Annotated in this window: 24 protein-coding genes and 1 tRNA gene; 10 read left to right on the top strand and 15 right to left on the bottom strand. The window is 30.0% G+C overall.

The annotated features are described in order from the left end of the window. Positions 1-233: 233 nt before the first annotated feature. The 3 genes from R3342_RS07260 (at position 234) to R3342_RS07270 (ending at position 4,293) form a co-directional block, all read left to right on the top strand. Positions 234-800, top strand: coding sequence for a hypothetical protein (locus R3342_RS07260; RefSeq protein WP_318939360.1), 567 nt, complete (start codon positions 234-236; stop codon positions 798-800). Between the two features lie 150 nt (positions 801-950). After that, positions 951-1,484 (top strand): exosortase K, encoded by a 534-nt coding sequence (gene xrtK / locus R3342_RS07265; protein WP_318939361.1) that lies wholly within the window; start codon positions 951-953, stop codon positions 1,482-1,484. Next, the gene (locus tag R3342_RS07270) at positions 1,468-4,293 is read left to right on the top strand and encodes an MSEP-CTERM sorting domain-containing protein (RefSeq protein WP_318939362.1); all 2,826 of its coding nucleotides are present in this window, start codon (positions 1,468-1,470) and stop codon (positions 4,291-4,293) included. Before xrtK ends, R3342_RS07270 begins: the two co-directional genes overlap by 17 nt. Before the next feature lie 359 nt (positions 4,294-4,652). On the opposite strand, the gene R3342_RS07275 is transcribed toward R3342_RS07270, so the two are convergent. The 15 genes from R3342_RS07275 to R3342_RS07345 all read right to left on the bottom strand — a co-directional run bounded on the left by R3342_RS07275 (position 4,653) and on the right by R3342_RS07345 (position 20,620). Then, positions 4,653-4,726: transfer RNA gene (locus R3342_RS07275), tRNA-Arg, on the bottom strand. Positions 4,727-4,732: 6 nt separating this feature from the next. Beyond that, on the bottom strand, positions 4,733-5,182 hold the full coding sequence (locus R3342_RS07280) for a GatB/YqeY domain-containing protein (protein ID WP_318939363.1): 450 nt from the start codon (positions 5,180-5,182) through the stop codon (positions 4,733-4,735). A 123-nt stretch (positions 5,183-5,305) separates the two neighbouring features. Beyond that, complete coding sequence (gene ftsZ / locus R3342_RS07285; RefSeq protein ID WP_318939364.1) at positions 5,306-7,210, bottom strand: cell division protein FtsZ; 1,905 nt, start codon at positions 7,208-7,210, stop codon at positions 5,306-5,308. Between the two features lie 36 nt (positions 7,211-7,246). Continuing rightward, on the bottom strand, positions 7,247-8,569 hold the full coding sequence (ftsA, locus tag R3342_RS07290) for a cell division protein FtsA (protein WP_318939365.1): 1,323 nt from the start codon (positions 8,567-8,569) through the stop codon (positions 7,247-7,249). A 3-nt stretch (positions 8,570-8,572) separates the two neighbouring features. After that, entirely contained in the window at positions 8,573-9,295 is a 723-nt protein-coding gene (locus R3342_RS07295) for a cell division protein FtsQ (RefSeq protein ID WP_318939366.1), read from the bottom strand. Beyond that, on the bottom strand, positions 9,285-10,631 hold the full coding sequence (gene murC, locus R3342_RS07300) for a UDP-N-acetylmuramate--L-alanine ligase (protein WP_318939367.1): 1,347 nt from the start codon (positions 10,629-10,631) through the stop codon (positions 9,285-9,287). Before murC ends, R3342_RS07295 begins: the two co-directional genes overlap by 11 nt. Beyond that, on the bottom strand, positions 10,628-11,725 hold the full coding sequence (gene murG / locus R3342_RS07305; protein ID WP_318939368.1) for an undecaprenyldiphospho-muramoylpentapeptide beta-N-acetylglucosaminyltransferase: 1,098 nt from the start codon (positions 11,723-11,725) through the stop codon (positions 10,628-10,630). Before murG ends, murC begins: the two co-directional genes overlap by 4 nt. After that, entirely contained in the window at positions 11,709-12,899 is a 1,191-nt protein-coding gene (locus R3342_RS07310; RefSeq protein ID WP_318939369.1) for an FtsW/RodA/SpoVE family cell cycle protein, read from the bottom strand. Before R3342_RS07310 ends, murG begins: the two co-directional genes overlap by 17 nt. 3 nt (positions 12,900-12,902) lie before the next feature. Further along, on the bottom strand, positions 12,903-14,237 hold the full coding sequence (gene murD, locus R3342_RS07315; protein WP_318939370.1) for a UDP-N-acetylmuramoyl-L-alanine--D-glutamate ligase: 1,335 nt from the start codon (positions 14,235-14,237) through the stop codon (positions 12,903-12,905). Beyond that, positions 14,238-15,464 (bottom strand): phospho-N-acetylmuramoyl-pentapeptide-transferase, encoded by a 1,227-nt coding sequence (gene mraY / locus R3342_RS07320; protein WP_318939371.1) that lies wholly within the window; start codon positions 15,462-15,464, stop codon positions 14,238-14,240. 2 nt (positions 15,465-15,466) lie between these two features. Then, positions 15,467-16,930 carry a UDP-N-acetylmuramoyl-L-alanyl-D-glutamate--2,6-diaminopimelate ligase gene (locus R3342_RS07325; protein ID WP_318939372.1) on the bottom strand — a complete coding sequence of 488 codons (1,464 nt, stop codon included), beginning with the start codon at positions 16,928-16,930 and terminating at the stop codon, positions 15,467-15,469. After that, a complete protein-coding gene (locus R3342_RS07330; RefSeq protein WP_318939373.1) occupies positions 16,931-18,928 on the bottom strand; it encodes a penicillin-binding protein in 1,998 nt (665 codons plus the stop codon). A gap of 2 nt (positions 18,929-18,930) precedes the next feature. Next, positions 18,931-19,263 (bottom strand): FtsL-like putative cell division protein, encoded by a 333-nt coding sequence (locus tag R3342_RS07335; RefSeq protein WP_318939374.1) that lies wholly within the window; start codon positions 19,261-19,263, stop codon positions 18,931-18,933. After that, on the bottom strand, positions 19,264-20,160 hold the full coding sequence (gene rsmH, locus R3342_RS07340) for a 16S rRNA (cytosine(1402)-N(4))-methyltransferase RsmH (RefSeq protein WP_318939375.1): 897 nt from the start codon (positions 20,158-20,160) through the stop codon (positions 19,264-19,266). Further along, positions 20,147-20,620 (bottom strand): division/cell wall cluster transcriptional repressor MraZ, encoded by a 474-nt coding sequence (locus R3342_RS07345; RefSeq protein WP_318939376.1) that lies wholly within the window; start codon positions 20,618-20,620, stop codon positions 20,147-20,149. The genes rsmH and R3342_RS07345 overlap by 14 nt, the downstream gene beginning before the upstream one ends. Before the next feature lie 209 nt (positions 20,621-20,829). Between R3342_RS07345 and R3342_RS07350 the strand changes: the two genes are divergently transcribed. The 7 genes from R3342_RS07350 (at position 20,830) to R3342_RS07380 (ending at position 26,296) form a co-directional block, all read left to right on the top strand. Continuing rightward, the gene (locus R3342_RS07350) at positions 20,830-21,594 is read left to right on the top strand and encodes an alpha/beta hydrolase (protein ID WP_318939377.1); all 765 of its coding nucleotides are present in this window, start codon (positions 20,830-20,832) and stop codon (positions 21,592-21,594) included. 3 nt (positions 21,595-21,597) lie between these two features. Then, positions 21,598-22,209 carry a ribosome biogenesis GTP-binding protein YihA/YsxC gene (gene yihA / locus R3342_RS07355; protein WP_318939378.1) on the top strand — a complete coding sequence of 204 codons (612 nt, stop codon included), beginning with the start codon at positions 21,598-21,600 and terminating at the stop codon, positions 22,207-22,209. A 2-nt stretch (positions 22,210-22,211) separates the two neighbouring features. Beyond that, a complete protein-coding gene (locus R3342_RS07360; RefSeq protein ID WP_318939379.1) occupies positions 22,212-22,898 on the top strand; it encodes an RNA pseudouridine synthase in 687 nt (228 codons plus the stop codon). 230 nt (positions 22,899-23,128) lie between these two features. Then, on the top strand, positions 23,129-23,560 hold the full coding sequence (locus R3342_RS07365; protein WP_318939380.1) for a thioredoxin family protein: 432 nt from the start codon (positions 23,129-23,131) through the stop codon (positions 23,558-23,560). Between the two features lie 5 nt (positions 23,561-23,565). Continuing rightward, a complete protein-coding gene (locus tag R3342_RS07370) occupies positions 23,566-24,549 on the top strand; it encodes an FAD:protein FMN transferase (protein ID WP_318939381.1) in 984 nt (327 codons plus the stop codon). Then, positions 24,546-24,764, top strand: a complete 219-nt coding sequence (locus tag R3342_RS07375; protein WP_318939382.1) for a DUF4266 domain-containing protein — start codon at positions 24,546-24,548, stop codon at positions 24,762-24,764. The genes R3342_RS07370 and R3342_RS07375 overlap by 4 nt, the downstream gene beginning before the upstream one ends. Positions 24,765-24,796: 32 nt before the next feature. Then, on the top strand, positions 24,797-26,296 hold the full coding sequence (locus tag R3342_RS07380; RefSeq protein ID WP_318939383.1) for a DUF3570 domain-containing protein: 1,500 nt from the start codon (positions 24,797-24,799) through the stop codon (positions 26,294-26,296). Positions 26,297-26,320 lie beyond the last annotated feature (24 nt).

Raw genomic sequence — 26,320 nt, forward strand, 5'->3', positions numbered from 1 at the left:
AACTGATTATGGGTTTAGTTTCTGGAAAAAACGATCCACCCGGACTACCTAATGTAGAAGTACGATTTAAACCGATTTAAAAAATACACCGCACAACAATGCACAAAAAAAATTGCTAAATATTAATGATTAGAACAATCCGAAAAACATATAAACTAAAGAACAAACAACGGAAAATTACGATTTACCAATCGCAACTTTCCTTGTACTAAACCGTTGTGCTCAATAAAAAAATGAAAAGAATAATTTGGATAATCTTTTATATTATTTTGATAATTATATTATGGGATAGTGATTTACTGATACCAATTTTAGCAAGTGTCTTATATTTATCGCTTATCATCAATTATATTACCAAAAGACAAAGAATGAAGATGAAAAAATATTTCTCATTTGGAATTAATAAAAAATGGAGATTAAACTTATTTATTGGGATAATTCTAGGATTTTTAATTCTAGTATGGGGTTTATTAGTTAATCAATCTTCTTTTTCTTTTAGAGGAATTGACTCTAAAGTGTTTCTTGGAATGTATATTATATTGTTAAGTATTTTTGGTGTAAACAAGCATTTAATACATCTAACAAAAAGGGCTATTATATTTCAAGATGCATCAATATTTATTATTAATAAATGGGAGTTTGAAAAAATTGATCAGATTGTATTATGGCAGAACAAGATAGAAATAATAAGAAACCAAGAAAATCATTCATTTACACTAAAGGATTCTGAAATTAAAGAACTTTCAGATTTAATGAGAGAAAAATTAGGAGAAAAATTTATAATAAAGAATAAATACTGAGCACAACAACTCATAAAATTTATGCTTAAATTTGATTTAGTACAAAACGACAATAATTCTAACAAACCGATTTGCTACGTTCGAAAAATCTCCGATTTTCCAAACGCACAAATCTTATAAAAAATCGTTACCACACATACTAAAAAGACAGTGCAGATAAACAAGAATATACCATATTATTTGACAGCAGTAGGACTTTTCATCTTACTGAAATTCGGTTTTACACTTGCTGATAATAACGATTTGACCTTTCTTATTAAACCGACCGACAAACTTGTTGGACTTTTGACAGGTTCGCATTCTGTTTATCTTTCAGAAAGTGGATATTTCCACGAACACCTAAATATAATTATTGACAAATCCTGTTCAGGATTTAACTTTTGGATTTTATGCTTTCTGATATTTGCTTATTTAACAGTAAAACATTCTGACAAGACTTTAAGCAAAATTCTGACTATTCCGAGTGCTTTAATTGGAGCTTATTTACTGACTATATTTGTAAATACATCGCGAATTTTTGCTTCAATCGTTGTGCAGACTCAGACAAAAAATATTTTTCTGAACCAGCAACATATAATACACGAAGCTATAGGAATAATCACAAACTTGTCATTCATGATTTTGGCTTACATACTAATTGAAAAAATTTTAATAAATAGACATCACAATGCGAAATTTGCTTAACCCGAAATGGCTTTTTATTATAAACACGCTACCATTAGTGGTGCTGTTTTTCCTTTTCTTTGGACAGTTCAATATTATTAAAACCTTATTGGAGGAGAACAGTATCCAGCTTTGGAAATCTTTTGGTTTTTCGTTAGGAGTACTTGGATTACTGAATTTTGTTTTTGCGGTTTATTTGACTCTTAAAAAGAAGAATGTGCCTGTTTGGTATGGTTTACTCGCGCTGCTTTGCTACATTCCTTTTATTTACCTCTACGGTTATCATTTAGATAAAATCATTCCTTTTTCTGTTCCACAATGGATGGTTTCGGGAAACATCTTTTTATATGTTGGGACATTTCTAATGCCAACACTTGCCTATTCATTGTTTATTCTTGTTTCTCATTTTACATCTGAAAACAAAGAACACAAAGCTTGGGTAAATTTTCTTATTGCAATTGGAATTCCAGTAGCAGGCTACTTATTTTCGCAAATAATTCTTCCATTATGGCAACGAGTTGAAAGTGAATTTTATACTCACATTTTAGTTGTGATTATTATCGCTGCTACCTTAGTTTTTCTCTTTTTCTTAATTAGGGGTGTTTATATTCTTACAACTAAAAAAGCTGATATTTGGCTGAAGTATCAATTAGCTTGGAAAATCCCTATTGCTATTGTCCTGCCATTATTGGGTTTATCAGTAAACAACGGACATTTATTTAATAATTTTGGAACCAGTAATTCGGGAATTTTCGGCGATTTCAATAATACTTGGTTTTACATACTTGCTGTTACTAATGGAATCTTGGTTTGTTTGCCTAACATTGAAAATAAAGTATACCGCTTACTTTTATTTATTGGAAGAAGTATAACATTAGCTTACACATTCTATTTCTTTTTAGTGTTCTTGCCATTTTTGCCTTTATCAGTCATAGCTATTATTGCAATCGGCACAGGCTTTTTAATGCTAACACCTTTACTACTTTTCGTTATTCATATCAATGAGCTTTCAAAGGGTTTCACCTACTTGAAAACACATTTCTCAAAAAAAATTATTGTCGGAATTTCAGTGTTGGGTTTTTTCACTATTCCAGCTTTTATAACAACAACTTACCTAAAAGACAAAAGCGTTTTAAATGAAACACTTTCTTATTTATACAGCCCTGATTACTCAAAGCAATATGACATTGATAAAAGTTCGCTTCAAAAAACGCTTAATGTTATTAAAAGTCATAAAGATCATAGAGGTAGCGGAGGTGGGATTTTTGGTAATGGAATTCCCTATTTGTCATCTTATTTCAATTGGTTAGTAATGGACAACCTCACTTTGTCTGATACAAAAATCAACACAATAGAAAAAATATTTTTCGATAATACTACTTTTGAGTTGCGACCTGAGAATATTCAAAACGACAATGTTCAAATAAGTAATATATCAACAAACAGTACCTACGACAAAACTCAAAATGCTTGGATAAGTTGGGTTAATTTGGAAATAACCAATAAAAGCGGAAACACGTGGTTCTCTGAATATGCCACAACTATTGATTTACCCGAAGGTTGTTGGATTAGCGATTATTATTTATATGTTGGTGACAAAAAAGAATCAGGCATTTTAGCCGAAAAGAAATCGGCAATGTGGATATTTTCACAAATCCGTAATACAAACCGAGACCCAGGTATTCTTTATTATTTGACAGGAAATAAAGTTGCTTTCAGAGTATTTCCTTTCTCAAAAGATGAAGTAAGAAAAACAGGAATAGAGTTCTTACACAAAGAACCAATAAAGCTAAATATTGACAATAATATAGTTGAGTTAGGAAACCAAGAAGAAACAGTTTGCCAAAATATTGAAACCGAAAACATCGTTTACGTTTCAGCCGAACAAAAACAAAAATTGAAATTTACTAAACGTAAACCTTATTTTCATTTTCTGGTTGACGTATCGAAAGATAAAGACGGCTATTCAGTGGATTTCATCAAAAGGATAGAAAATATTTTAGAAAACAATAAACCGCTTTCAGAAAACGCACAAATTAGCTTTATAAGCAGCTATGTAAATACTACTTCATTGGATAATGATTGGAAAGTAAAATATAAGAATCAAACCTTTGAAGGCGGTTTTAACTTAGATAGAGCAATAAGAAAAACGCTATTCAATGCCTACAAAGACAAATCAAAAACATATCCTGTAATTGTGGTCGTAACTGACAGTATTCAAAATGCTGTTTTGGATAAAGATTTTACAGATTTCAAATTTACATTTCCAGAAAGCAATTTATTTTTCATACTTGACAAAAATGGAATTTTAAAAGAACATTCTTTAACTGAGAATCCAATCAAAGAACTTCCTGAAATAAATAGAGAATGTATGTTTTGTGAAACTGTTTTGGAATATAAGTTGTCGGACAATTCAATTGCATATTTACCCAACAATAATGAACCAAGCATCATTCTAAAAAAGGATATTTTTGACGTCACTGAAAAAGATATTAAAGAAAAGAATTGGCAATCAGCCTTGACATTGCAGGGACAATGGACTTCACAAATCCTGCATCCTGAAAACTCAGACAAGGAATGGCTGAATATGGTAAAATGCAGTTTCATTTCTAAGGTAATGACACCAGTAACATCATATTTGGTGGTAGAGAACGAAGCTCAAAAAGCAATGTTAAAAAAGAAACAAGAACAAGCTTTATCAGGCAATAAATCATTAGACCTTGGCGAAGACACTCAAAGAATGAGCGAACCAAGTTTGATTTTGCTGACAATTCTTCTTGGACTAATATTATGGTTCAGAGAAAAAAGAAAACGACAATGGAAAGAATAGAAAAAGTACGTTTGGTAACAATGTGTATAATTCATAAGGGTTTCAGATGTTTTTTTGCGTTTTCTCCCGCATTAATTTTTGGGAGTAACTTGATAGGTTTTAAGTCCGAAATCCCTTACGAAATCATACACTAAACGTACCAGTATAGTGATTTTATAAATTAAAAAGGGACACTTCAATTAGCATCCCTTTTTTGGGGTTTTATTTATTTCTTACTAAAAATTTAACGCCCTTATTTGATATGCGAATTTAATAATAACCTAACTATTTAATTATCAATACTTAAAGAGTTATTAACGTACTTATTCACAAAATAAATAAAAAAAACTCCAACAAAATGTTGGAGTTTTTATCTTTAGTGACCCCGGCAGGATTCAAACCTGCAACCGCTGGAGCCGAAATCCAGTGCGCTATTCAGTTGCGCCACGAGGCCAGTTTATTAAGAAAGTAGTTTTTTTACAACCATTGAAATAGCCTTTCCATCTGCTTTACCGGCTAATTGTTTTGAGGCCATTCCCATTACTTTTCCCATATCTTTCATAGAAGTTGCTCCAACGTTTTCTACAATTTCAGAAATCACTGCTACAAGTTCTTCTTCTCCCAATTGTTCTGGTAAAAATTGTGAAATAATTTCTACTTGTGCTAATTCAGGTTCTGCTAAATCATTTCTACCTTGCTCTTTATAAAGAGTAGCACTATCTTTTCGTTGTTTTACTAATTTTTGTACAATTTTTAGTTCTTCTTCTTCCGTTAAACTTTCAGAAGCTCCTCCTTTTGTTTGAGCAAGTAATATTTCAGATTTTATTGCTCGTAAGGATTCTAATGCCAAAGTATCTTTAGATTTCATGGCATCTTTTATTTTACTCATTACTTTATTTTGTAAACTCATGGTAAACTAATTTTAGTTTTGCGAAGATAAAAAAAAAGAACTCGAAAATCTTATATAATAAAGAAGATTTTCGAGTCAAAACTTAGAAAACAGTTCTAAGGGTCTTCGTCCTTGGGCAATATTTTAATCTACATTATCATGCAAAAATGAGTTGTTAGATCTAAATTGAATATCGTCATTCTCGTCAATTTCTAAAGAAGTTCTAGATTGATTAATTTCAGAGGAATGAGCGGTTTCATTTAATTCTACTCCCATTCGTTTATATGCAGGTTCTTTTTCAATTTCTTCTATATTTTTAGAAACTTTATTTACAAATTTATAGTTCAAAGTTTTTAATTTTTGTCGTCTATCTGCTGCTCTTTTTTGCAGTTCTTCAATGGTTAAATCTAAAGGAGATACTTCTTTGTAATCTACAACTTCATGATTATTAATATCTTCTTCTGCACGAAGCGTAAATTTCAATTCTTCTTCAACAGCAGTTTCTATTTTAGCCTTCGGCTTAGTTGCTTTGGCTAAATTTTCTTCTAACTCAGTATAATCTTCTAGTGAAAAATAAACTTCTTTTTCAACTTCTTTAACTGGTTTAATCTCTTCATGATTATGTACTTCAATATCTGAAACATCTATTTTTTGAACATTATCATTGTTTTCAGGTAAAGTTTTTTTAGTTTCATTAATTGGTAAATCAAAAGTAAATGAAATTTGATTTTCTTCTTCTATATTTTCTTCTACTTCTTCAACAGTTTCAGATTTAACTTCGGTAATTTCAAATTCATCCACATTGTTTGATAAAACTTCATCATAAACTACATCTAAATTTTTTATAAACTCTGTAGTAGGAATTAGGTTATCTTCTTCTTCCAATTCTTCTCCTAAATCATATACAATTTTATCTTCATCTTTAGAAGGCTCTTCTATTTTATTTTCAATTTCTTCCTTAACAGTATTTTGTATAGTTTTTTCTTTAAAATCAAAAGTTGCTTCTTGCTCATCATCTAAAGTGTGCATAATTATTTTAGGATCCGTATTTGCAATTTCATATTGTTGGTCCTTATTAAAACCAGTTGCAATTACGGTAACTGAAATGGCGTCACCAAGATCTTGATCCTCACCAACTCCCATAATAATATTTACATTCGATTTTGCTTCTGACTGAATATAATCATTAATCTCACCTATTTCATCAATAGTAATTTCTTCGGCGCCTGAAACAATTAATAACAATACATTTTTAGCTCCAGTTATTTTATTATCATTTAATAAAGGAGAATCTAATGCTTTTGTTATAGCTTCTTCTGAACGATTGACACCTGTTGCTGATGCTGATCCCATAATTGCAGTACCACTATTTGATAATACGGTTTTAGCATCTTTTAAATCTATATTTTGTGTGTAGTGATGTGTAATTACTTCTGCAATACCTCTTGCGGCAGTTGATAAAACTTCATCTGCTTTTGAAAATCCTGCTTTAAAACCTAAATTACCATATACTTCACGCAATTTATTATTATTGATAACCACTAACGAATCTACATATTCACGTAATTTATCAATTCCTTTTTGTGCTTGTTCATTTCTCATTTTCCCCTCAAAAGAAAAAGGAGTTGTTACAATACCAATAGTTAACAAATCTAACTCACGGGCAACTTTAGCTATAACTGGAGCAGCTCCTGTACCTGTACCACCACCCATTCCAACAGTAATAAATACCATTTTTGAGTGAGTAGATAGCATTCCTCTAATTTCCTGAATGCTTTCCATAGCTGCTTCTTCACCAACTTCAGGATTTGCTCCTGCACCTAAACCTTCAGTTAAAGAAACGCCTAACTGAATTTTTGTTGGTATTGGACTGTTTTGTAATGCTTGAGCATCGGTATTACAAATTACAAAGTCAACGCCATTTATTCCTTGCGAGAACATATGGTTTACAGCATTACTACCTCCACCTCCTACGCCGATAACTTTTATAACGTTAGACTGATTTTTTGGTAAATCGAATGAAATGTTATTAAAATCTGAATTGCTCATAATATATGTATTGGTAATTGTTTTCTTATTTTTTTATTATTCTGCATTATCTAAAAAATCTCTAAACTTATCTGCCCATTTTTCAAATATGGATTTTTTAGGTTGCTTTTCTTGTGCTTCTTTTTCTTCAGTAATTTCAGCTCCTTGTTCTTTAGAAATATCTGTTATTACTTTACTTTCTTTATTTTTATTTTTCTCAAGTTTGTTTAATCCATTCATTAACAAACCAACTGCCGTTGCGTATTGTGGACTTGACAAGCTCTCATCAGAATCTCCTGCTAAATTTTCATTTGGATATCCTATTCTGGTATCCATACCTGTAATATATTCTACTAATTGTTTTAAGTGCTTTAATTGTGCTCCTCCTCCTGTTAAAACAATACCTGCAATTAGTTTTTTCTTAGGTTCTTCATGTCCATAATTTTTGATTTCCATAAAAACCTGCTCAATAATTTCAACTACTCTTGCATGAATTATTTTAGATAAATTTTTAAGAGTAATTTCCTTCGGATCTCTTCCTCTCAAACCAGGAATAGATACAATTTCATTTTCCTTATTTTCTCCTGGCCAAGCTGAACCAAATTTTGTTTTTAATAACTCTGCTTGTTTTTCAATAATAGAACAACCTTCTTTAATATCTTCAGTGATAACATTTCCTCCAAAAGGGACAACTGCAGTATGACGGATAATACCGTTTTTGAAAATTGCTAAATCCGTTGTTCCACCTCCTATATCAATTAGTGCAACTCCTGCTTCTTTTTCTTCATTACTTAAAACTGCTTCAGCCGATGCTAATGGTTCTAAAGTAATACCTGCTAAATCTAAACCTGCACTTTTAATACAACGTCCTATATTTCTAATAGAAGAAACTTGCCCAACAACTACATGAAAATTAGCTTCTAATCTACCTCCATACATTCCTACAGGTTCTGTAATTTCAGACTGTCCATCTACTTTAAATTCCTGTGGAAGTACATGAATTATTTCTTCGCCAGGAAGCATTACTAATTTATAAACTTGTTTTTCTAATTTATCTAAATCATCATCGTTAATAACTTCCTCAGAATTCGGTCTAGTTATGTAATCACTATGTTGTAAACTTCTAATATGCTGACCTGCAATACCTACTACAGCTTCATGGATTTTAATTCCTGAAACTGCAATAGCTTCATCTACAGCCATTTGTATAGATTGTATGGTTTGCGTTATATTATTTACAACACCTCTGTGCACTCCTAAGCTTTTAGCTTTTCCGGTACCAAGTAACTCAATTTTTCCGTATTCATTTCTACGACCAATCATAGCAACAATTTTTGTTGTTCCTATATCCAATCCTACTGAAATATCATTGTGTTCCATAATTTACTTTTTTGTGCAAACAACCTGATTGTTGTATTTTAAATTTATTAACGCGTAATTATTAATAGTTTTATCTCCAATTGTTTTGTTCAAAAACGATTTTAAATTCTTTAATTTTTGATTTAAATCTCTCAGATTTCCAACTAAAATTTTTTGGGATCCTATTCTAGTATTTAAAACAAATTCATTTTCATCACTCTTTTGAATGCTTATGCACAATTTTTTTAAAATTTCATCCCTTAAAATAGCAGTTACAAGTTTGTGGATTTTAGCATCGTCTTTTTTATTTACATCTCCAAAAATCAACATAACTCTTTCTGAGTAATTAGGTGATAAAGGCATTGTTTCACCTTGTTTGTCAAGGTAATAACTCCTGTTATCCGTTATAACTCTAGCTATAGGTGTACGCTGTTTAATCGTTGCTTTTAACAAACCATCAACAGTTAAAAAAACAGCGGCATCCTCAACCATAGGATGAGAAAGCACTTTTGACTCTAATTTGTGTAAATCTATAACAGATTTTGACAACTTTTTAGGGCTTTCGTTATTTTGTATTAACAATTTATTAACCATTTGGTAATTCATAAAAAGGTTAGTTCCTTTCTCAAATTGAACTACAATTTTTTTTACTTTTATTTGTTCATTTTTATAATTTGAAAAACCATATAAAAATGTAACTAATGCAAGTAAAGCAAGGCCTTTTATGTATATCCAGTTAATTTTCAATTTTCAATTTTTTAGTTACTACATCTACTAATTCACCAATATCGCCAGCGCCAATCATAACCACTACTGTAGCCTTTGATTTTTTTATATTTTCTACTAAATTTTCTTTACTAGAAAGCAACTTATTTTTATTATCTATTTTATCTAAAAGCCAGCTTGAGGTAATACCTTTTATAGGTTTTTCTCGAGCAGGATATATATCTAACAAAATTATTTCATTGAACTTACTTAAACTTTTAGCAAATTCATCTGAAAAATCTTTAGTTCTACTAAATAAATGAGGCTGAAAAACTCCAACATTTTTTTTGTCTGGATACATTTCATTTACAGAATCTACAATAGCATTAATTTCGGTTGGATGATGTGCATAATCATCAATTAATACTAAATTTTCTGTTTGAATTTTATAAGAAAAACGTCTTTTTACCCCTTTAAATGTTAGTAAAGCCTTAGCAATGGCTGGAATTGAAATCCCAAAACTATTTGCCATTGCCAAAGCTGCCACCGTATTTAGCACATTATGTTTTCCGGGTAAATTAATTTGAATGTTTTTTACAATTTCAGTAGGTGTTTTAATATCAAAAACATAGCAACCTTTGTTAACTTTTAAATTGCTTGCCGTGTAATCGGCTGTTTCATTAACTGCAAAAGTTTTTCCAGGTATTGGCAATCCTTTTTTAACAAAAATGGTGTCTGAAACTTTTTCTGAAAATTCTTTGAAAGCATCTTCTAATGCGGTTTTATTTTTGTAAATATCTAAATGATCCGCATCCATTGAAGTTATACAAGCAATGTTTGGTGAAAGTTTTAAGAAAGATCTATCGAATTCATCTGCCTCAACTACTGTAATTTTATTTCCTCCTAAAATTAAATTTGAATTATAATTTTCTGCAATTCCTCCTAAAAATGACGTAGCATTTACATTATTAACTTCTAAAATATGTCCTAATATTGTAGAAGTTGTTGTTTTTCCATGTGTTCCTGCAACTGCTAAACAAAACGAGTTTTTTGTTATCTCGCCTAAAATTTCAGAACGTTTTAAAACTTTAAATCCATTTTTTATAAAGAAATTTAATTCATTATGATTATTTGGAATTGCTGGTGTATAAACAACAACTGTTTTCTCGCTATCTCTAAATTGTTCAGGTATTAGTTCTACTGAATCTTTAAAATGGATAGCAATATTCTTTTCTAAAAGCGATTTGGTTATAGCCGTTTCCACTCTGTCATAACCAGCTACTATTTTACCTGTGCTATTAAAATAGTTTGCTAAAGCGCTCATTCCAATTCCGCCAATACCTATAAAATAAACCCTATGTATATCGCTTAGATTCAATTATTTGTTATTAATTTTTCTATTTCGTTAATTATATTTTTTGTCGCATCTGGCAACGCTAAATTTTTTATATTATCACTAAGTTTATGTTGCAAATTTTCATCAGTAATTAACTCATTAAAAACAGACTGAAACCTTTCTAACTCATTTTCTTTTAATAATAATGCCGCATTTTTATGTACAACTGCTAAAGCATTTTTAGTTTGGTGATCTTCAGCTACATTAGGAGAAGGGATAAATAATACAGGTTTACCCACAATACATAATTCGGAAATTGAACTAGCTCCTGCTCTACTAATTACAAAATCTGCCGCTGCAAAGGTTAAATCCATTCTATTTAAAAAAGCATATGTTTTTACACCTTCTAAATCATCATATTTTTTAAATTCATTATAATATAGATTTCCTGTTTGCCAGATAACCTGAATATTTTTAGAAACCAACCAATTAATATTATTTTGAATTAAATTATTAATTGCTCTTGCTCCTAAACTTCCTCCTAAAATCAGTAGCGTTTTTTTAGTTTGATCAAGCTTAAAAAAAGAAATTGCCTCATCCCTTTTATTTTGAATATTAAGCAAATCTTGACGAACCGGATTACCTGTTTTTACAATTTTATCGGCAGGAAAAAATCGTTCTAAACCATCATAAGCCACACAAATTTTAGCTGCTTTTTTACTTAATAATTTATTAGTAATTCCTGGGTACGAATTTTGCTCTTGAATTAACGTTTTAATACCTTTAATATTTGCTACATATAAAGTTGGTCCACTTGCGAATCCACCAGTGCCAATAACAATAGTTGGCTCAAATTTTTTAATTATTTTGTAAGCTTTCAAAAAACTACTAAATAATTTAACTGGAAATGCTAAATTTTTAATTGTTAATTTTCTTTGCAATCCTGAAATCCACAATCCTTTAATTTCATAGCCTGCTTGAGGAACTTTTTGCATTTCCATTCTATCTTTTGCGCCTACAAATAAAAAATTAGCATTACTATACTTTTTCTTTAGCTCATTTGCTATAGAAATTGCTGGATAAATGTGACCTCCTGTGCCACCTCCACTAATTAATATGTTAATGGATTGCTTCATGTAAAATATCTAATGGGTTTTCATCTGTTTCGTTAAACACTATTTCTTTTTCTGCTGTTACACTTAAAATAATTCCAATGGCAATACAGGTCATCCAAATAGAAGTTCCTCCACTACTTATTAATGGCAAGTTTTGCCCTGTTACAGGAAACAAGTTTACTGCAACAGCCATATTTATTATTGCTTGAAATATTATAGGTAATCCTACTCCAATAATGAGTAATGTTGCAAAAACACTTTTTGCTTTTTTTGCGGCCATAACAATTCTAAAAAGCAATAAAAAGTACATTAACATCACCGTTAACGCGCCTAATACAAGGCCGTATTCTTCAACAATAATGGCAAAAATAAAGTCGGAAGAAGATTGAGGTAAAAAGTTTTTTTGAACGCTTTTACCTGCTCCTTTTCCAAATAAACTACCTGTTGCTATTGCTATTTTTGCTTTTTCAACCTGATATCCTTCTACTGCATTTTTATTTGAAAAATTTTCTACTCTACTTATCCAAGTATCTACTCTATTTGGCATTAAGGTTGGAAAAGCTTTTGCTACAAGGATAAAAAAGGCTAATGAAACTATACCAACCCCAATAATATACATTAAGTATTTTATTGGATATCCACCTACAAAAGTGAGTATTAAAACCAAAGTAAAAATGATTGCTGTAGTTGAAAAATTTGCTGGTAAAATTAAAGCTAAAATTAAGCCAACTGGCAACCACAATTGTAGTAAACTTTCTTTAAACGATATCTTTTTTTCTTTATTTTTCGCTAAATATCTTGCAACATAAACCATTAAAACAATGCTCGCTAACGCTGAGGTTTGAAACCCAACACCAATAAATGGAATTTGAATCCATCTACTTGCATTAGCGCCATTTATAGTATGACCTTGAGTTAAAGTATAAATCAATAATAATACAACAAACGGAAGGCTTATTACTGAAATTCCACTAAAATATTTAAAAGGAATTTTATGAACTCCATAAATAATTAAAAATCCTAAAAACAATAAAATACCATGTTTAATTAAATAATACGTTGGAGTTCCAGAGTTTGCAACATACACTAAATTAGTGCTTGCACTATATACTGGCATAAAGGATAATAGCGCTAAAAATGCAACTATTGCCCAAATGGCTTTATCTCCTTCAATATTTTTTAAGATTCTTCTCACTAATTATAATTGTTTTACAGCTTGCTTAAATTGATTACCTCTATCTTCATAATTATTAAACAAATCAAAACTTGCACAAGCGGGTGATAACAATACCGTATCTCCTTTTTCAGCAATTTTATATGCTACTTTAACTGCTTCTTCTGCGCCTGCCGTTTCTACAATTAAATCAATAACATTTCCAAATGTTTGTACAATTTTTTGGTTATCAAGCCCTAAACAAATAATTGCTTTTACTTTTTCACGAACTAAAGGCATTAATTCTAAATAATCATTTCCTTTATCTATTCCTCCTACAATCCAAACTGTTGGGGTTTGCATACTATCTAAAGCATAAAAAGTTGCATTTACATTGGTAGCTTTAGAATCATTTATATATTGTACTCCATTAATTTTCAATACAGATTCTAAACGATGCTCTGCTCCTTCAAAATCTTCTAAACTTTCTCTAATTGTGTTTAGCCTTACTTTTAACAAGGAAGCAGCCATAGCTGCAGCCATAGCGTTTTTAGTATTGTGTTTTCCTTTTAATGCTAGTGTTGAAATACTCATTATTGAATTTTCTATATTATTATATTTTATTATTATGTTGTTATCTCTTATAAAAACTCCTTCTTCTAATTCTTTTTCTGTTGAAAAAGGAAGTAATTTAGATTTGATCTTATTATTTTTTAACCAATTTGAAATTACCTTATCTTCATTATCATATATTAAATAATCCTCTTCATTTTGATTTTTAGTTATTCTAAATTTTGAATTTATATAGTTCTCAAATTTGTAATTATACCTATCTAAATGATCAGGAGTTATATTTGTAATTATTGCAATATTTGGTTTAAAACTTTTAATACCATCTAATTGAAAACTACTTAATTCTAACACCTCATAATCCAGATTATTTTCTGCAACTTGCTGGGCAAAACTCTTTCCAATATTTCCTCCCATCCCAACATTTAAGTACTCCTTTTTTAAAATATGATGTACTAACATGGTGGTAGTTGTTTTACCATTTGATCCTGTAATACCAACAATTTTAGCTTCACAAAAAATAGAAGCAAATTCTATTTCAGAAATTACAGGAATTTCCTTTTCCTTAATTTCCTTAATAATTTGAATTGTGTCTGGAATTCCAGGGCTTTTAACCACAATATCTCCTTCAAAAATTATAGATTTACTATGTTTTCCTTCTTCAAAAGAAATTTCATTATTTAAAAGAACGTTTTTATATTTTTCAGCTATGTTTCCTGCATCAGAAACAAAAACTTCATATTTTTTTTGCTTGCCTAAAATAGCAGCTCCAACACCGCTTTCGCCTGCGCCTAAAACCACCAATTTCATTTATCGTAATTTTAAGGTTACAATAGTAAATACGGCTAATAATATTCCAATAATCCAAAAACGGGTTACAATTTTACTTTCATGATAACCTGTTTTTTGATAATGATGATGTAATGGCGACATTTTAAAAATTCGCTTTCCTACACCATATTTTTTCTTTGTATATTTAAAGTAACTCACTTGTAGAATTACAGATAAATTTTCGACTAAAAACACTCCTGCTAATATTGGAATAAGCAATTCTTTTCGAACGGCAATTGCTAATACCGCAATTACAGCTCCAATGGTTAAACTTCCTGTATCTCCCATAAAAACTTGAGCTGGATATGTGTTATACCATAAGAAACCTATTAATGCACCTACAAAAGCGGAAATAAAGACAGTCATTTCACCTGAACTTGGAATATACATTACATTTAAATAATTGGCGAAAATTATATTACCGGATACCCAAGCAAAAATCCCTAAAGTAAGCACTATTATTGCCGAAGAACCAGCTGCTAATCCATCAATTCCGTCCGTTAAGTTTGCACCATTAGATACAGCAGTTATGATAAAAATTACAATAGGAATAAAAATTAACCAAGCATAATCTTTTAACCCGTCTCCAAATAATGTAAGTGCTTCTGCGTAATTAAGTTCATTATTTTTTAAAAATGGAATTGTTGTTTTGGTAGATTTTTCGGCCTTACCAAATAAAACAGGGATTCCGTTTTCTGCAACATATTGAAATTTAACTGGTAGTTTTTGCTTAATAGTTACCTGCGGATTAAAGTATAGCATCGCTCCAACAAAAATCCCTAAAGAAACTTGTCCTAATATTTTAAATCTTCCTTTTAAACCTTCTTTGTTCTTTTTAAAAATTTTAATATAATCATCTAAAAAACCAATTGCTCCCATCCAAAGCGTAGTAACAATTAAAATAATGATGTAAATATTTTCGAGCTTGGCAAATAGCAATACTGGAATTAATGTAGCTAAAATGATAATTATTCCACCCATAGTTGGTGTGCCTGCTTTTTCAACTTGTCCAGTTAAACCTAAGTCTCTAACAGATTCTCCAACTTGTTTTTGTTGTAAAAAATTAATAATTCGTTTACCATAAATGGTTGAAAACAATAATGAAATTATAAAAGCAACGGCTGATCTAAATGTAATGTACTGAAACAATCCTGCTCCAGCTAAACTGTAATGCTTTTCTAAATATTCAAATAAATAATACAACATATTTAACTTACTATTGCTTTAAAATTTTTAGTTATTTCTTCATAATCATCAAAATGATTTCTCACTCCATTTATTTCCTGATAATTTTCATGTCCTTTTCCTGCAATCAGAATAATATCTCCTTTTGATGCAAGTTTAGTGGCCATTTTTATGGCTTGTGAACGTTCTAAAATATGTACCACTTTACTTAAATTTTCCTTTTCTACTCCTGCTTCCATTTCATCAATTATAATTTGCGGATCTTCATTTCTTGGATTGTCCGATGTAAAAATGACTTGTGAACTTAACTGAGAAGCTATACGCCCCATAACAGGACGTTTAGCCTTATCTCTGTTACCTCCGCATCCCACAACGGTAATTATTTTCTTGCTATCATTTTTTACATTTTGAATAGTTTGCAGTACATTTTTTAAAGCATCTGGCGTATGTGCATAATCAATTACTGCAACCACACCATTTTCAGAGGTTACGTACTGAAATCGTCCTTCAACACTATTTAATTGACTTATAATTGTAAGTATTTTAGTGGTTTCTAAACCAAATAATTTAGCTACACCATAAATTGCTGTTAGATTATAGGCATTAAACTCTCCAACTAAACGCGTCCAAACTTCTTGATTATCAATAGATAATAACAACCCTGAAAATTGGTTTTCTATTATTTTAGCTTTAAAATCTGCCATAGTTTTTAAAGCGTAAGTATATTTGGTTGCAATTGTGTTTTGCAACATCACTTCTCCATTTTTATCATCTACATTAACCAAAGCAAAAGCTGATTTTGGCAAGGAATCAAAAAATGATTTTTTTACATCACGATATTCTTTAAATGTGGCGTGATAATCTAAATGATCATGAGTTAGATTTGTAAAAACACCTGCATCAAATTCTAATCCTTCTGTTCTTTTTTGATGAATTCCATGTGAGCTAACTTCCATAAAACAAAAATCAACCTCTTCACCTACCATTTCGTTTAAATAGTAATTTATACTAACAGAATCTGGTGTTGTATGAGTTGCCTTAAATTCTTTATCATTCACCAAAATTTTTACTGTTGAAAGTAAACCTACTTTAAAACCTGCTTTTTTGAATAATTTATATAGTAATGTTGCAATGGTTGTTTTTCCATTTGTTCCAGTAACACCTACTAATTTTAATTTAGAAGAAGGGTTATTATAAAAATTAGCTGCAATAATGGCCAAAGCCAAATTACTATCTGCTACTTGAACATAAACAACATCCGATATTAATTTTTTAGGAAGATCTTCACAAACTATTGCTGTAGCACCTAACTCAATAGCTTTATTTATAAATTTATGTCCATCATAAACCAAACCTTTTTGAGCTACAAACATGCTGTTTTTGATTGCTTTACGCGAATCAAAAACAACATTTGTAACCGCTACTTCAACATTCCCCACAACGGAATTTATAGCTACTTTATGCAATATGTTTTTAACTACTTTCAATTAAGTTGATAATTTTAAAATCACTGTTTCACCTTTACGTATATCTTCACCTACTTTTATAGATTGTTTTACTACTTTACCTCTCCCTTCACATAGAACTTTTAGCCCTAAATTTTCGAGAAAAGGAATGGCGTCCATTTCTGCCATTCCTTTTAAATCAGGCATTGTCCGAATTGCCTTATTTGAGATGGTGTAGTAAGAATTATATTTTTCGTTTATACTTGCAAAATTTCGTGTATCATTTGCATTTATAGTTTTCACATCTGGGTTTGAAGTATAAATTTTTTGAGCTATATCTTTAAATACAGGACCTGAAACATCTGCGCCATAATATCCTTTTTGAACCTTTGGTTTATGGATAACCACAATACAAGAGTATTTTGGATTTTTTGCAGGAAAATACCCTGTAAAAGAAGAAACATATCTTTTATCTTTAATCCATTCTTCATAATTACCATATTCAGTTCGTGCTGTTCCTGTTTTCCCTGCCATAGAGAAATTTTTACTATATAGTTTTTTTGCTGTTCCTAGCTTAACTACATTTTTAAGTAATTCCTGAACCTCTGCAATTGTTTTTTTAGAACAAATTGAAGCGTCTATAACTTCTTTATCAAAGAAATTATGATGTCTATTTCTAGATCTAATTTCCTTTACAAACCTTGGTTTTACCATTTCACCATTATTAGCAATAGCATTATAAAAGGTTAAAATTTGCAAAGGTGTCATTCTTAAATTATATCCATAAGCAATAGAAGGCAAAGCATTTTTACTCCATATTTTATCACCTGGAGAAGGTATTTCTGGTTTGCCTTCTCCTTTAATTTTTAAACCAAGTTTTTTATCAAGATGCATCCCTTTAAGAGCATTAATAAAATCAGCTGGTCTATCTTTAAAATTATCGTTAATTAAACGTGCAAAACCAATATTTGAAGAAACTTCAAATGCTTTTGCAGCAGAAATTACACCATGCCCGCCTCTTTTAGAATCATGAATATATCTACCGTACATTTTATACTTTCCATCTTTTGTATCCACTATAGTACTTGTGTCAATTGCCTTTAATTTTAAGGCGGCAACTAAAGACATTAATTTAAATGCTGAACCAGGCTCAATAGATTCATAAACAGCATAATTTCGTTTTTCATAATAGTTTCCTTCTGCATTAATCCCTAAATTTGAAATGGCTTTTATTTCTCCTGTTTTGGTTTCCATAACTACCACACAACCATGTTCTGCATGGTAATACTCCAATTGTCTTAAAAGAGAATGATGTGCAATATCTTGTATATTAACATTAATAGTAGTTAACACATCTTTACCATCGATAGGATCTTTTTCATTAGAATCGCTAATTGGTCGCCATTGCCCTTTAGCTATTTTTTGCTTCATTCTCCATCCAAATTTGCCACGCAAATAATTTCTATAAGCACCTTCTATTCCTGGTCCGCCCCTATAATCGTCATAACCAATAGTTCGTTCAGCAACTTTTCCTAAAGGATGTGCACGAACAGTAGATTGTTCTGCTATAAATCCTCCTTTATACATTCCCAGTTTAAAAATTGGAAAATGTTTAATCTTCATGTAATTAATATACCCAAGACCTTTAGCTATAAATAAATATCTATTTCTATTGGTTCGAGCTTTTCTAATTTTAGTTTCCCAATGAGAAGCTGAATTACCTAACAAATTAGATAATGATTTAGACAAGCTTCGAATATTTTTTTCAAATACTTCTCCGTCAACAGTAACTGCATCCATCCGAATTTCATATTCCGATTTTGAAGTTGCTAACAAACTTCCATCATCAGAAAACACATTTCCTCTATTGGCAAAAATGGTGTCATTTTTTAAGGTAAGTTGTTGTGATAAATTTCTATACTTTTCACCGTTAACGTATTGTATGTTGGTTAACTTAATAAGTATAGCTAGCATAAAAAACACTACAAATGCAAATACTATATACAATTTATTTAATATGCCTTTTTTGGTTGTTGACACTATTATTTAATAGATTTTGAGGTTACTTTTATAATTTCTGGTGGATTTTCACTTGGCTCTAATCCTAATTCTTTAACTTTATTTTTAATGTTAGATTCTAATTTTATTTTCATTGCAACTGAACGAGTATCTACAAATTCAGCTTTTAGCTCTTTAATTTCTTTATTCAATTTTGCGATTTCTAAAACTTGTCTATCTGCATAATGTGCACTTGAAATCATAAGCAACATTAGAATTACTATAAAAACCAAAAACCGCCAATTTTTTAATGAGTTTTTACTAATTAAAAAATTACCTTTTAAAATATCGTATATGTTTTTTTTAATTTTAGACATTTACTTTAAAGTTGCTATTCTAAGTTTTGCACTTCTGGCTCTGTTATTTAATTTAATTTCATCTTTGCTTGGAACAATTAATTTCCCAACTTTCTGCATTGGAACGTTCACATTTCCAAAAAAATCTTTTTCAGGTTCTCCTTCAAACATTCCATTTTTAATAAATCGTTTCACTAATCTATCTTCTAACGAGTGATAAGAAATTACGCTTAATCGCCCTTCTGGCTTTAACAATTCTGGAACTTGTAATAAAAAATCTTTTAAAGCTTCCATCTCTTGATTTACCTCAATTCTAATTCCTTGAAAAATTTGAGCCAATACTTTATGCTCTTTTGATTTTGGAATAAAATCATTTAAAACCTCTTTTAAATCGAAACTTGTTTTTATAGGTTTTTCCGTTCTGGATTCAACTATTTTCTTTGCCAGAGATCGAGCATTTCTTAATTCTCCATATTGAAAAAGAACATCACTTAACTTACTTTCTTCGTATTTATTAATAACCTCAAAAGCTGTTAAAGCATCTGTTTGGTTCATTCTCATATCTAAATCAGCATTAAACCTAGTTGAAAACCCTCTTTCTGCTTCATCAAATTGATGAGATGAAACACCTAAATCGGCTAAAATTCCATCTACCTTTTTTATATTGTAAAACCTTAAATACCTTTTTATATATCTAAAATTCTGAGGAATTAATACAAATCGATTATCCTCAATACTATTCTGTTTAGCATCTTCATCCTGATCAAAGGCAAATAATTTTCCTTCTTCATTCAAAAATTTCAAAATTTCTTTGGAATGCCCACCTCCACCAAAGGTTACATCTACATAAATACCATTTGGTTTAATTGCTAAACCAGCGATACTTTCTTTTAAAAGAACGGGGTTATGATAACTCATCGTCGGCATCTGTTACATTACCCATAACATCTTCTGCTAAATCTGCAAAATCAACAGTTGCATCATCAATAGCTTTCTCATACTTATCTTTATCCCAGATTTCAATAATATTTAAAGCCGATGATAATACTACGTTTTTAGATATTCCTGCAAAATTTTGTAAATCTTTAGGAATTAACAATCTACCCGAACCATCCAATTCTACAGTTTTAACACCTGCAGTAAACCTTCTAATAAAGTCGTTATTTTTCTTTACAAAACGATTAAGTTTATTGACCTTTGCCATCAATAAAGTCCATTCTGACATTGGGTACAACTCCAAACAAGGTTGAAAAACGGAACGTTTTAACACAAACCCTTCCTGCAACATTGGCGAAAGTTGTTTCTTTAAACTAGAGGATAAAGTAAGTCTTCCCTTAGCATCTGCCTTACATTCATATGTACCTATTAAATTAACCATAGTTCATTTTGGATATATTCAAAAATATAAATTATTTCCCACTTTTTCCCACTTTTCTCCACTTTGTTAATAACTTTTGGTTTTTTCACAGGTTTTTTCGCTAAAAAATTGAGCAACAACTAGTTGAAATTTAAAATTTAAGCAATTACAAAAACTTAGTAATACAGAAAAAAAAGTTACCTTTGTGTTTGATTAAAAATTTTATTTTAATGGAAAATAATCTTATTAAAGAAGGTAAATTTAGTTACGTAGAGGCAGGTGAAGGTCGACCTATTATAATATTACATGGCTTAATGGGGGCTTTAAGTAATTTTGATGGTGTTTTTAACTATTTTTCAAATAAAGGTTATAAAGTAATTATTCCGGTATTACCAATATATAACTTACCTCTTTTAAAAACGAATGTTAAAAATTTATCGAAATTTTTAAAAGATTTCATGGAGCATAAAAAGATTGAAAAGGCGATACTTATTGGCAATTCATTAGGAGGACATATTGCGCTATATTTCAGTAAATTAAATCTTAAAAATGTAACCGGTTTAGTTTTAGCTGGAAGCTCTGGATTATATGAAAAATCTATGGGTGACACCTATCCTAAAAGAGGAAATTACGAGTATATCCAAAATAAAACACAAGAAGTTTTTTATAATCCTGAAGTAGCCACAAAAGAGGTTGTTGATGAGGTTTATGCATCTGTAAACGACAGAAGTAGAGTTATAAAAACACTTGCTATTGCTAAAAGTGCTATCCGACATAATATGGCTAAAGATTTGCCAAGTTTAAACGTTCCTTCTTGTATAATTTGGGGAAAACAAGATAGTGTTACGCCTCCACAAGTTGCCGAAGATTTTGCTAAATTATTACCTGATGCTAATTTATATTGGATTGATAAATGTGGTCATGCTCCAATGATGGAACATCCAGAAGAGTTTAACAAAATTTTGGAAAGCTGGTTAAAGGAAAGAAACTTATAACCTATGAAAATTAATACTGCTGATTTTGTAATTAGTAATACAGATGTATCCAAATGCCCAAAAGAGCAACTACCAGAATATGCTTTTATAGGTAGATCAAATGTTGGGAAATCATCGTTAATAAACATGATTACTAATAATAGTAAACTTGCAAAAACATCAGGAAAACCAGGAAAAACACAACTCATTAATCATTTTAAAATTAATAATAATTGGTTTTTAGTCGATTTACCTGGCTATGGTTATGCACAAGTTTCAAAATCTAAACGACAAACTTTTCAAACTTTTATAAAAGATTATTTTTTACAACGAGAACAATTAATTTGTACTTTTGTGTTAGTAGATTCTAGACATGAACCTCAAAAAGTAGATTTAGAATTTATGCAGTTTTTAGGTGAAAACAGTATTCCATTTTGTATAGTTTTTACAAAATCTGATAAATTAAAATTATCTCAATTAAACAGAAATATTAAAGTCTATAATAAAAAAATGACTCAAACTATTTGGGAGGAAATGCCGCAACATTTTGTTACTTCTGCAACAGATAAAAGTGGAAAAGAAGAATTACTTCAATTTATAGATGATTTAAACCTTAAAGTTGCCAATAATTTATAAAAATGGCTTCAACAAAAAACAATTTACAAATACTTTTTGAAGATAATCACCTAATTATTGTTAACAAAAGATATGGAGATATTGTTCAGGGAGATAAAACTGGAGACACTCCTTTAAGTGAAATTGTAAAAGAATATATTAAAGAAAAATACCATAAACCTGGCAATGTTTTTTTAGGAGTTGTACACAGATTGGATAGACCTACAACAGGTATTGTAGTTTTTGCAAAAACTTCAAAAGCTTTAGAACGTTTCAACAAAATGTTACGCAATAAAACTGTTAGCAAAACCTATTGGGCTGTAGTTAAAAACAAACCAGCGAAAGAAGCAGATACACTTACAGGTTATCTAAAAAAGAATCCTAAAAACAACAAATCTACATCTTATTCCTCTGAAATTGAAGGAAGTAAAAAAGCAATTCTTCATTATAAATTAATAAAATCTTTAAATAATTATCACTTATTAGAAGTTGATTTAGAAACAGGCAGACATCATCAAATTAGATGTCAGTTATCCGCTATTGGCAGCCCAATTAAAGGTGATTTAAAATATGGTTTTGACAGAAGCAACAAAAATGCCAGCATACATTTACATGCTCGTAAAATTGAATTTACTCATCCCGTTTCCAAAGAAAATATTAGCCTAATTGCTCCTACTCCAAATGATGTTATTTGGGACGCTTGTAATTAAATTTACTACTTACTTAATTCTTTTTAAACAACTTATTTTATCTCCTTTTTATTTTAACAATTTTTAACATTTATAAAGGAGGGTAAACTATAATTTAGCTGTTTTATATTTATTAATTACAACATTAATTCAATGACTAAAATCGGCTTTACCCCGATTTATTTAATGGAAAGATTCGCCTAAATTAAATTTAGGCGATCTTTTAAAAACTAAATTTAAATTTAAAATCAATGAAAAAAATTAGCATTCTGTTTTGTTTATTATTCTCTATCCATCAATTAAGTGCACAAGTCTGGCATACCAATTTAAACGAAGCAGAAAAAATAGCTTCTCAAAAAAATGAACGTATTGTAATGGTTTTTCAAGGATCTGATTGGTGCGGTCCATGTATAAAGTTAGATAAACAGATTTGGAGTTCAGATCAGTTTATAAATTATGCTAAAAATCATTTTGTTATGGTTAAAGTAAATTTTCCTAGAAAGAAAAAAAACAAACTCACTAAAGAGCAACAAGATTACAATAATCATTTAATGGAAACCTATGATAAAAAAGGCTACTTTCCTTATGTGGTTGTTTTAGATAAAAATGCCAAATTTTTAGGAAGTACAGGCTATAAAAACACAACCCCTGAAAACTATATTAAATTGTTAAATTCATTTTAATTAAAATGAATAAAAAAATTATAGCATTAGGTTTTATTCTATTTTCTTGTGTTTTTTATGGCCAAGAAATTCATAGAAGAACCTTAAAATTAATGGGTAGCAGGTATGATATAACCGTAGTTGCTGCAAATAAGGAACAAGGTGAAAACTATATAAATATAGCTGTAAATGAAATTAAAAGAATTGAAAAATTAATTTCTTCTTGGGACAAAAATTCACAAACTTCTCTTATTAATAAAAACGCAGGAATAAAACCCGTTAAAGTCGATTTAGAATTAATTAATTTAATTGAACGTTCTTTAGCTCTATCAAAATTAACAGAAGGTGCTTTTGACATTAGTTATGCATCCATGGATAAAATATGGAAATTTGATGGAAGCATGAAAGAAATGCCTTCCAAAGAAAAAATTAAAGCTTCTGTTTCTAAAGTAGGATATCAAAACATTGTAGTTGATAAAAAAAATCAAACCGTTTTTTTAAAATTAAAAGGGATGAAAATTGGTTTTGGTGCTATTGGCAAAGGATATTCGGCTGATATGGCAAAAGCATTATTAATTTCAAAAGGTGTAAAAGCTGGTATAATAAATGCATCTGGAGATATGAATACTTGGGGAAAACAACCTAACGGAAAAGATTGGGAAGTTGCCATTACAAACCCGTTAAATAAAAATGTATCCTTTGGTATTTTCCCAATTAGCAACAGAGCCGTAGTTACTTCAGGCGATTATGAAAAATTTGTCATATTTAATAATGTTAGATACACACATATTATAAACCCTAAAACTGGTTATCCTGCAAGTGGTATTATTAGCGCTACAGTTTTCGCTCCAAAAGCTGAATTAGCAGATGCTTTGGCTACTTCAATTTTTGTAATGGGATCTGATGTGGGTATAAATATAATTAATCAATTACCTAATATTGAATGTATTATTGTCAATGAAAAAGGAAAAATTACTACTTCAAAAAATATTAAACTAAAAAAAATATGAAACAATTATTTTACTTATGCATAGCCGTTATGCTGCTTACAACATTAAATTCATGTGTTGCAGTAAAGGAATATGATAAAATAGATCTTAATGATCCTGATATGAGTTTATCGGCACGGAGTATTAATCATTTTGAAACCAGTTTTCAAGTGTATAGAGAAGGTGCCTCAGGTGCAAATGGCGGAAAATCAGGTGGTGGTTGTGGTTGCAACTAATAAATTTAATATCCATTTTTAAAATAATTTAAATGAAAAATATATCATTTTTGATCATAATACTTATTTCGGTTTACGGTTATTCTCAAACTTCAAATGAATATCAAAAAAAAGTATTAGAAAACACAGAAGTAGATTTAATTTCAAGTTTATACGGACAAAAAGGAGATAATGCTGCAGTAACAGGAGGTATTGGAAGTGAAAAATTATCAGATATAGCATCCAACATTATTGTATCAATACCATTAAACAATAACGATGTTTTCTCTATAAACACTACAATTTCGGCTTATACTTCTGCATCATCCAGTAATCTTAATCCGTTTGATTATAAAACCAATTCCTTTAACACTTCTAACAAAAACATATCTAAAAATTCAGCTGAAAACAAAGGAGGATGGAATGCAAACTCTGGAGCATCGCAATCAATTACAAATAATCCTTTAGTAAACCGAGGACCAACTCCTTGGTTAGAATCTACAGGAGCATCTCGTTCCGATATTTGGGTAAACGGAACTTTTGATTATAGCCACTCTTCTAAAAGTAGAAATACTATTGTTGGAGGAAATATAAGTGCTTCTCATGAGTTTGATTACTATTCCTTTGGTTTTGGCGGTAAATTAGCTAAGTTATTTAATCAAAAAAATACAGAGATTGATTTAAAAGGAAATGTTTATCTAGACACTTGGAATCCTAGATATCCAACAGAAATTCATTCCTATATAGTTGCAAATGAAGATTTAAACAGTGGCTTTTTTAGAGGTGTTACCATATACGATCAAAATAGATTAGTTATGGATAAAAATAGTCCAGATGCTTGGAAACCAATAAACACAACACTGGTTACGGACAAAAAACGAAATTCATATTCGGCTTCCCTTTCATTTTCTCAAATTATTAGTAAAAAAGCACAACTATCATTGTTTTTAGATGTAGTTCAACAAAAAGGATGGCTGTCAAATCCTATGCAACGTGTTTATTTTGGAGATCGACCGAATTTTTATATTGGAAATGCAAGCAGTATTGACAATTACACTTCTAAAAGTAATACCGATGTTTTTCAATTAGCTGATGATATTGAACGTTTACCACATACAAGACTCAAAGTGCCGTTTGGAGCTCGTTTCAATTATTTTATAAATGAGAAACTTGTCTTAAGAACTTACTATCGTTATTATTCTGATGATTGGGGAATAAATTCGCATACAGCAAGTATAGAATTACCTTTTAAAATAAGTGATAATTTTACTTTATATCCATCTTATAGATTTTACACGCAAACGGCAGCAAAATATTTTGCTCCATATGAGCAACATCTATCCACAGAGAAATTTTATACTTCAGATTATGATTTATCAAAATATAACGCTAGTCAAATTGGTTTTGGAATTACCTATACCGATATTTTTACAGAACGAAAAATATGGAAATTAGGGTTAAAAACTATAGATTTAAAATATAGTAATTACCATAGAAACACTGGTTTAAGTGCTGGAATTGTTTCTCTAGGTTTTAAATTTGTAATGAATTAAAGCGCATAAGTGTTGCTTGGAATT

Origin of the sequence: Lutibacter sp. (assembly GCF_033723435.1) — a bacterium.
Lineage (GTDB): Bacteria > Bacteroidota > Bacteroidia > Flavobacteriales > Flavobacteriaceae > Lutibacter.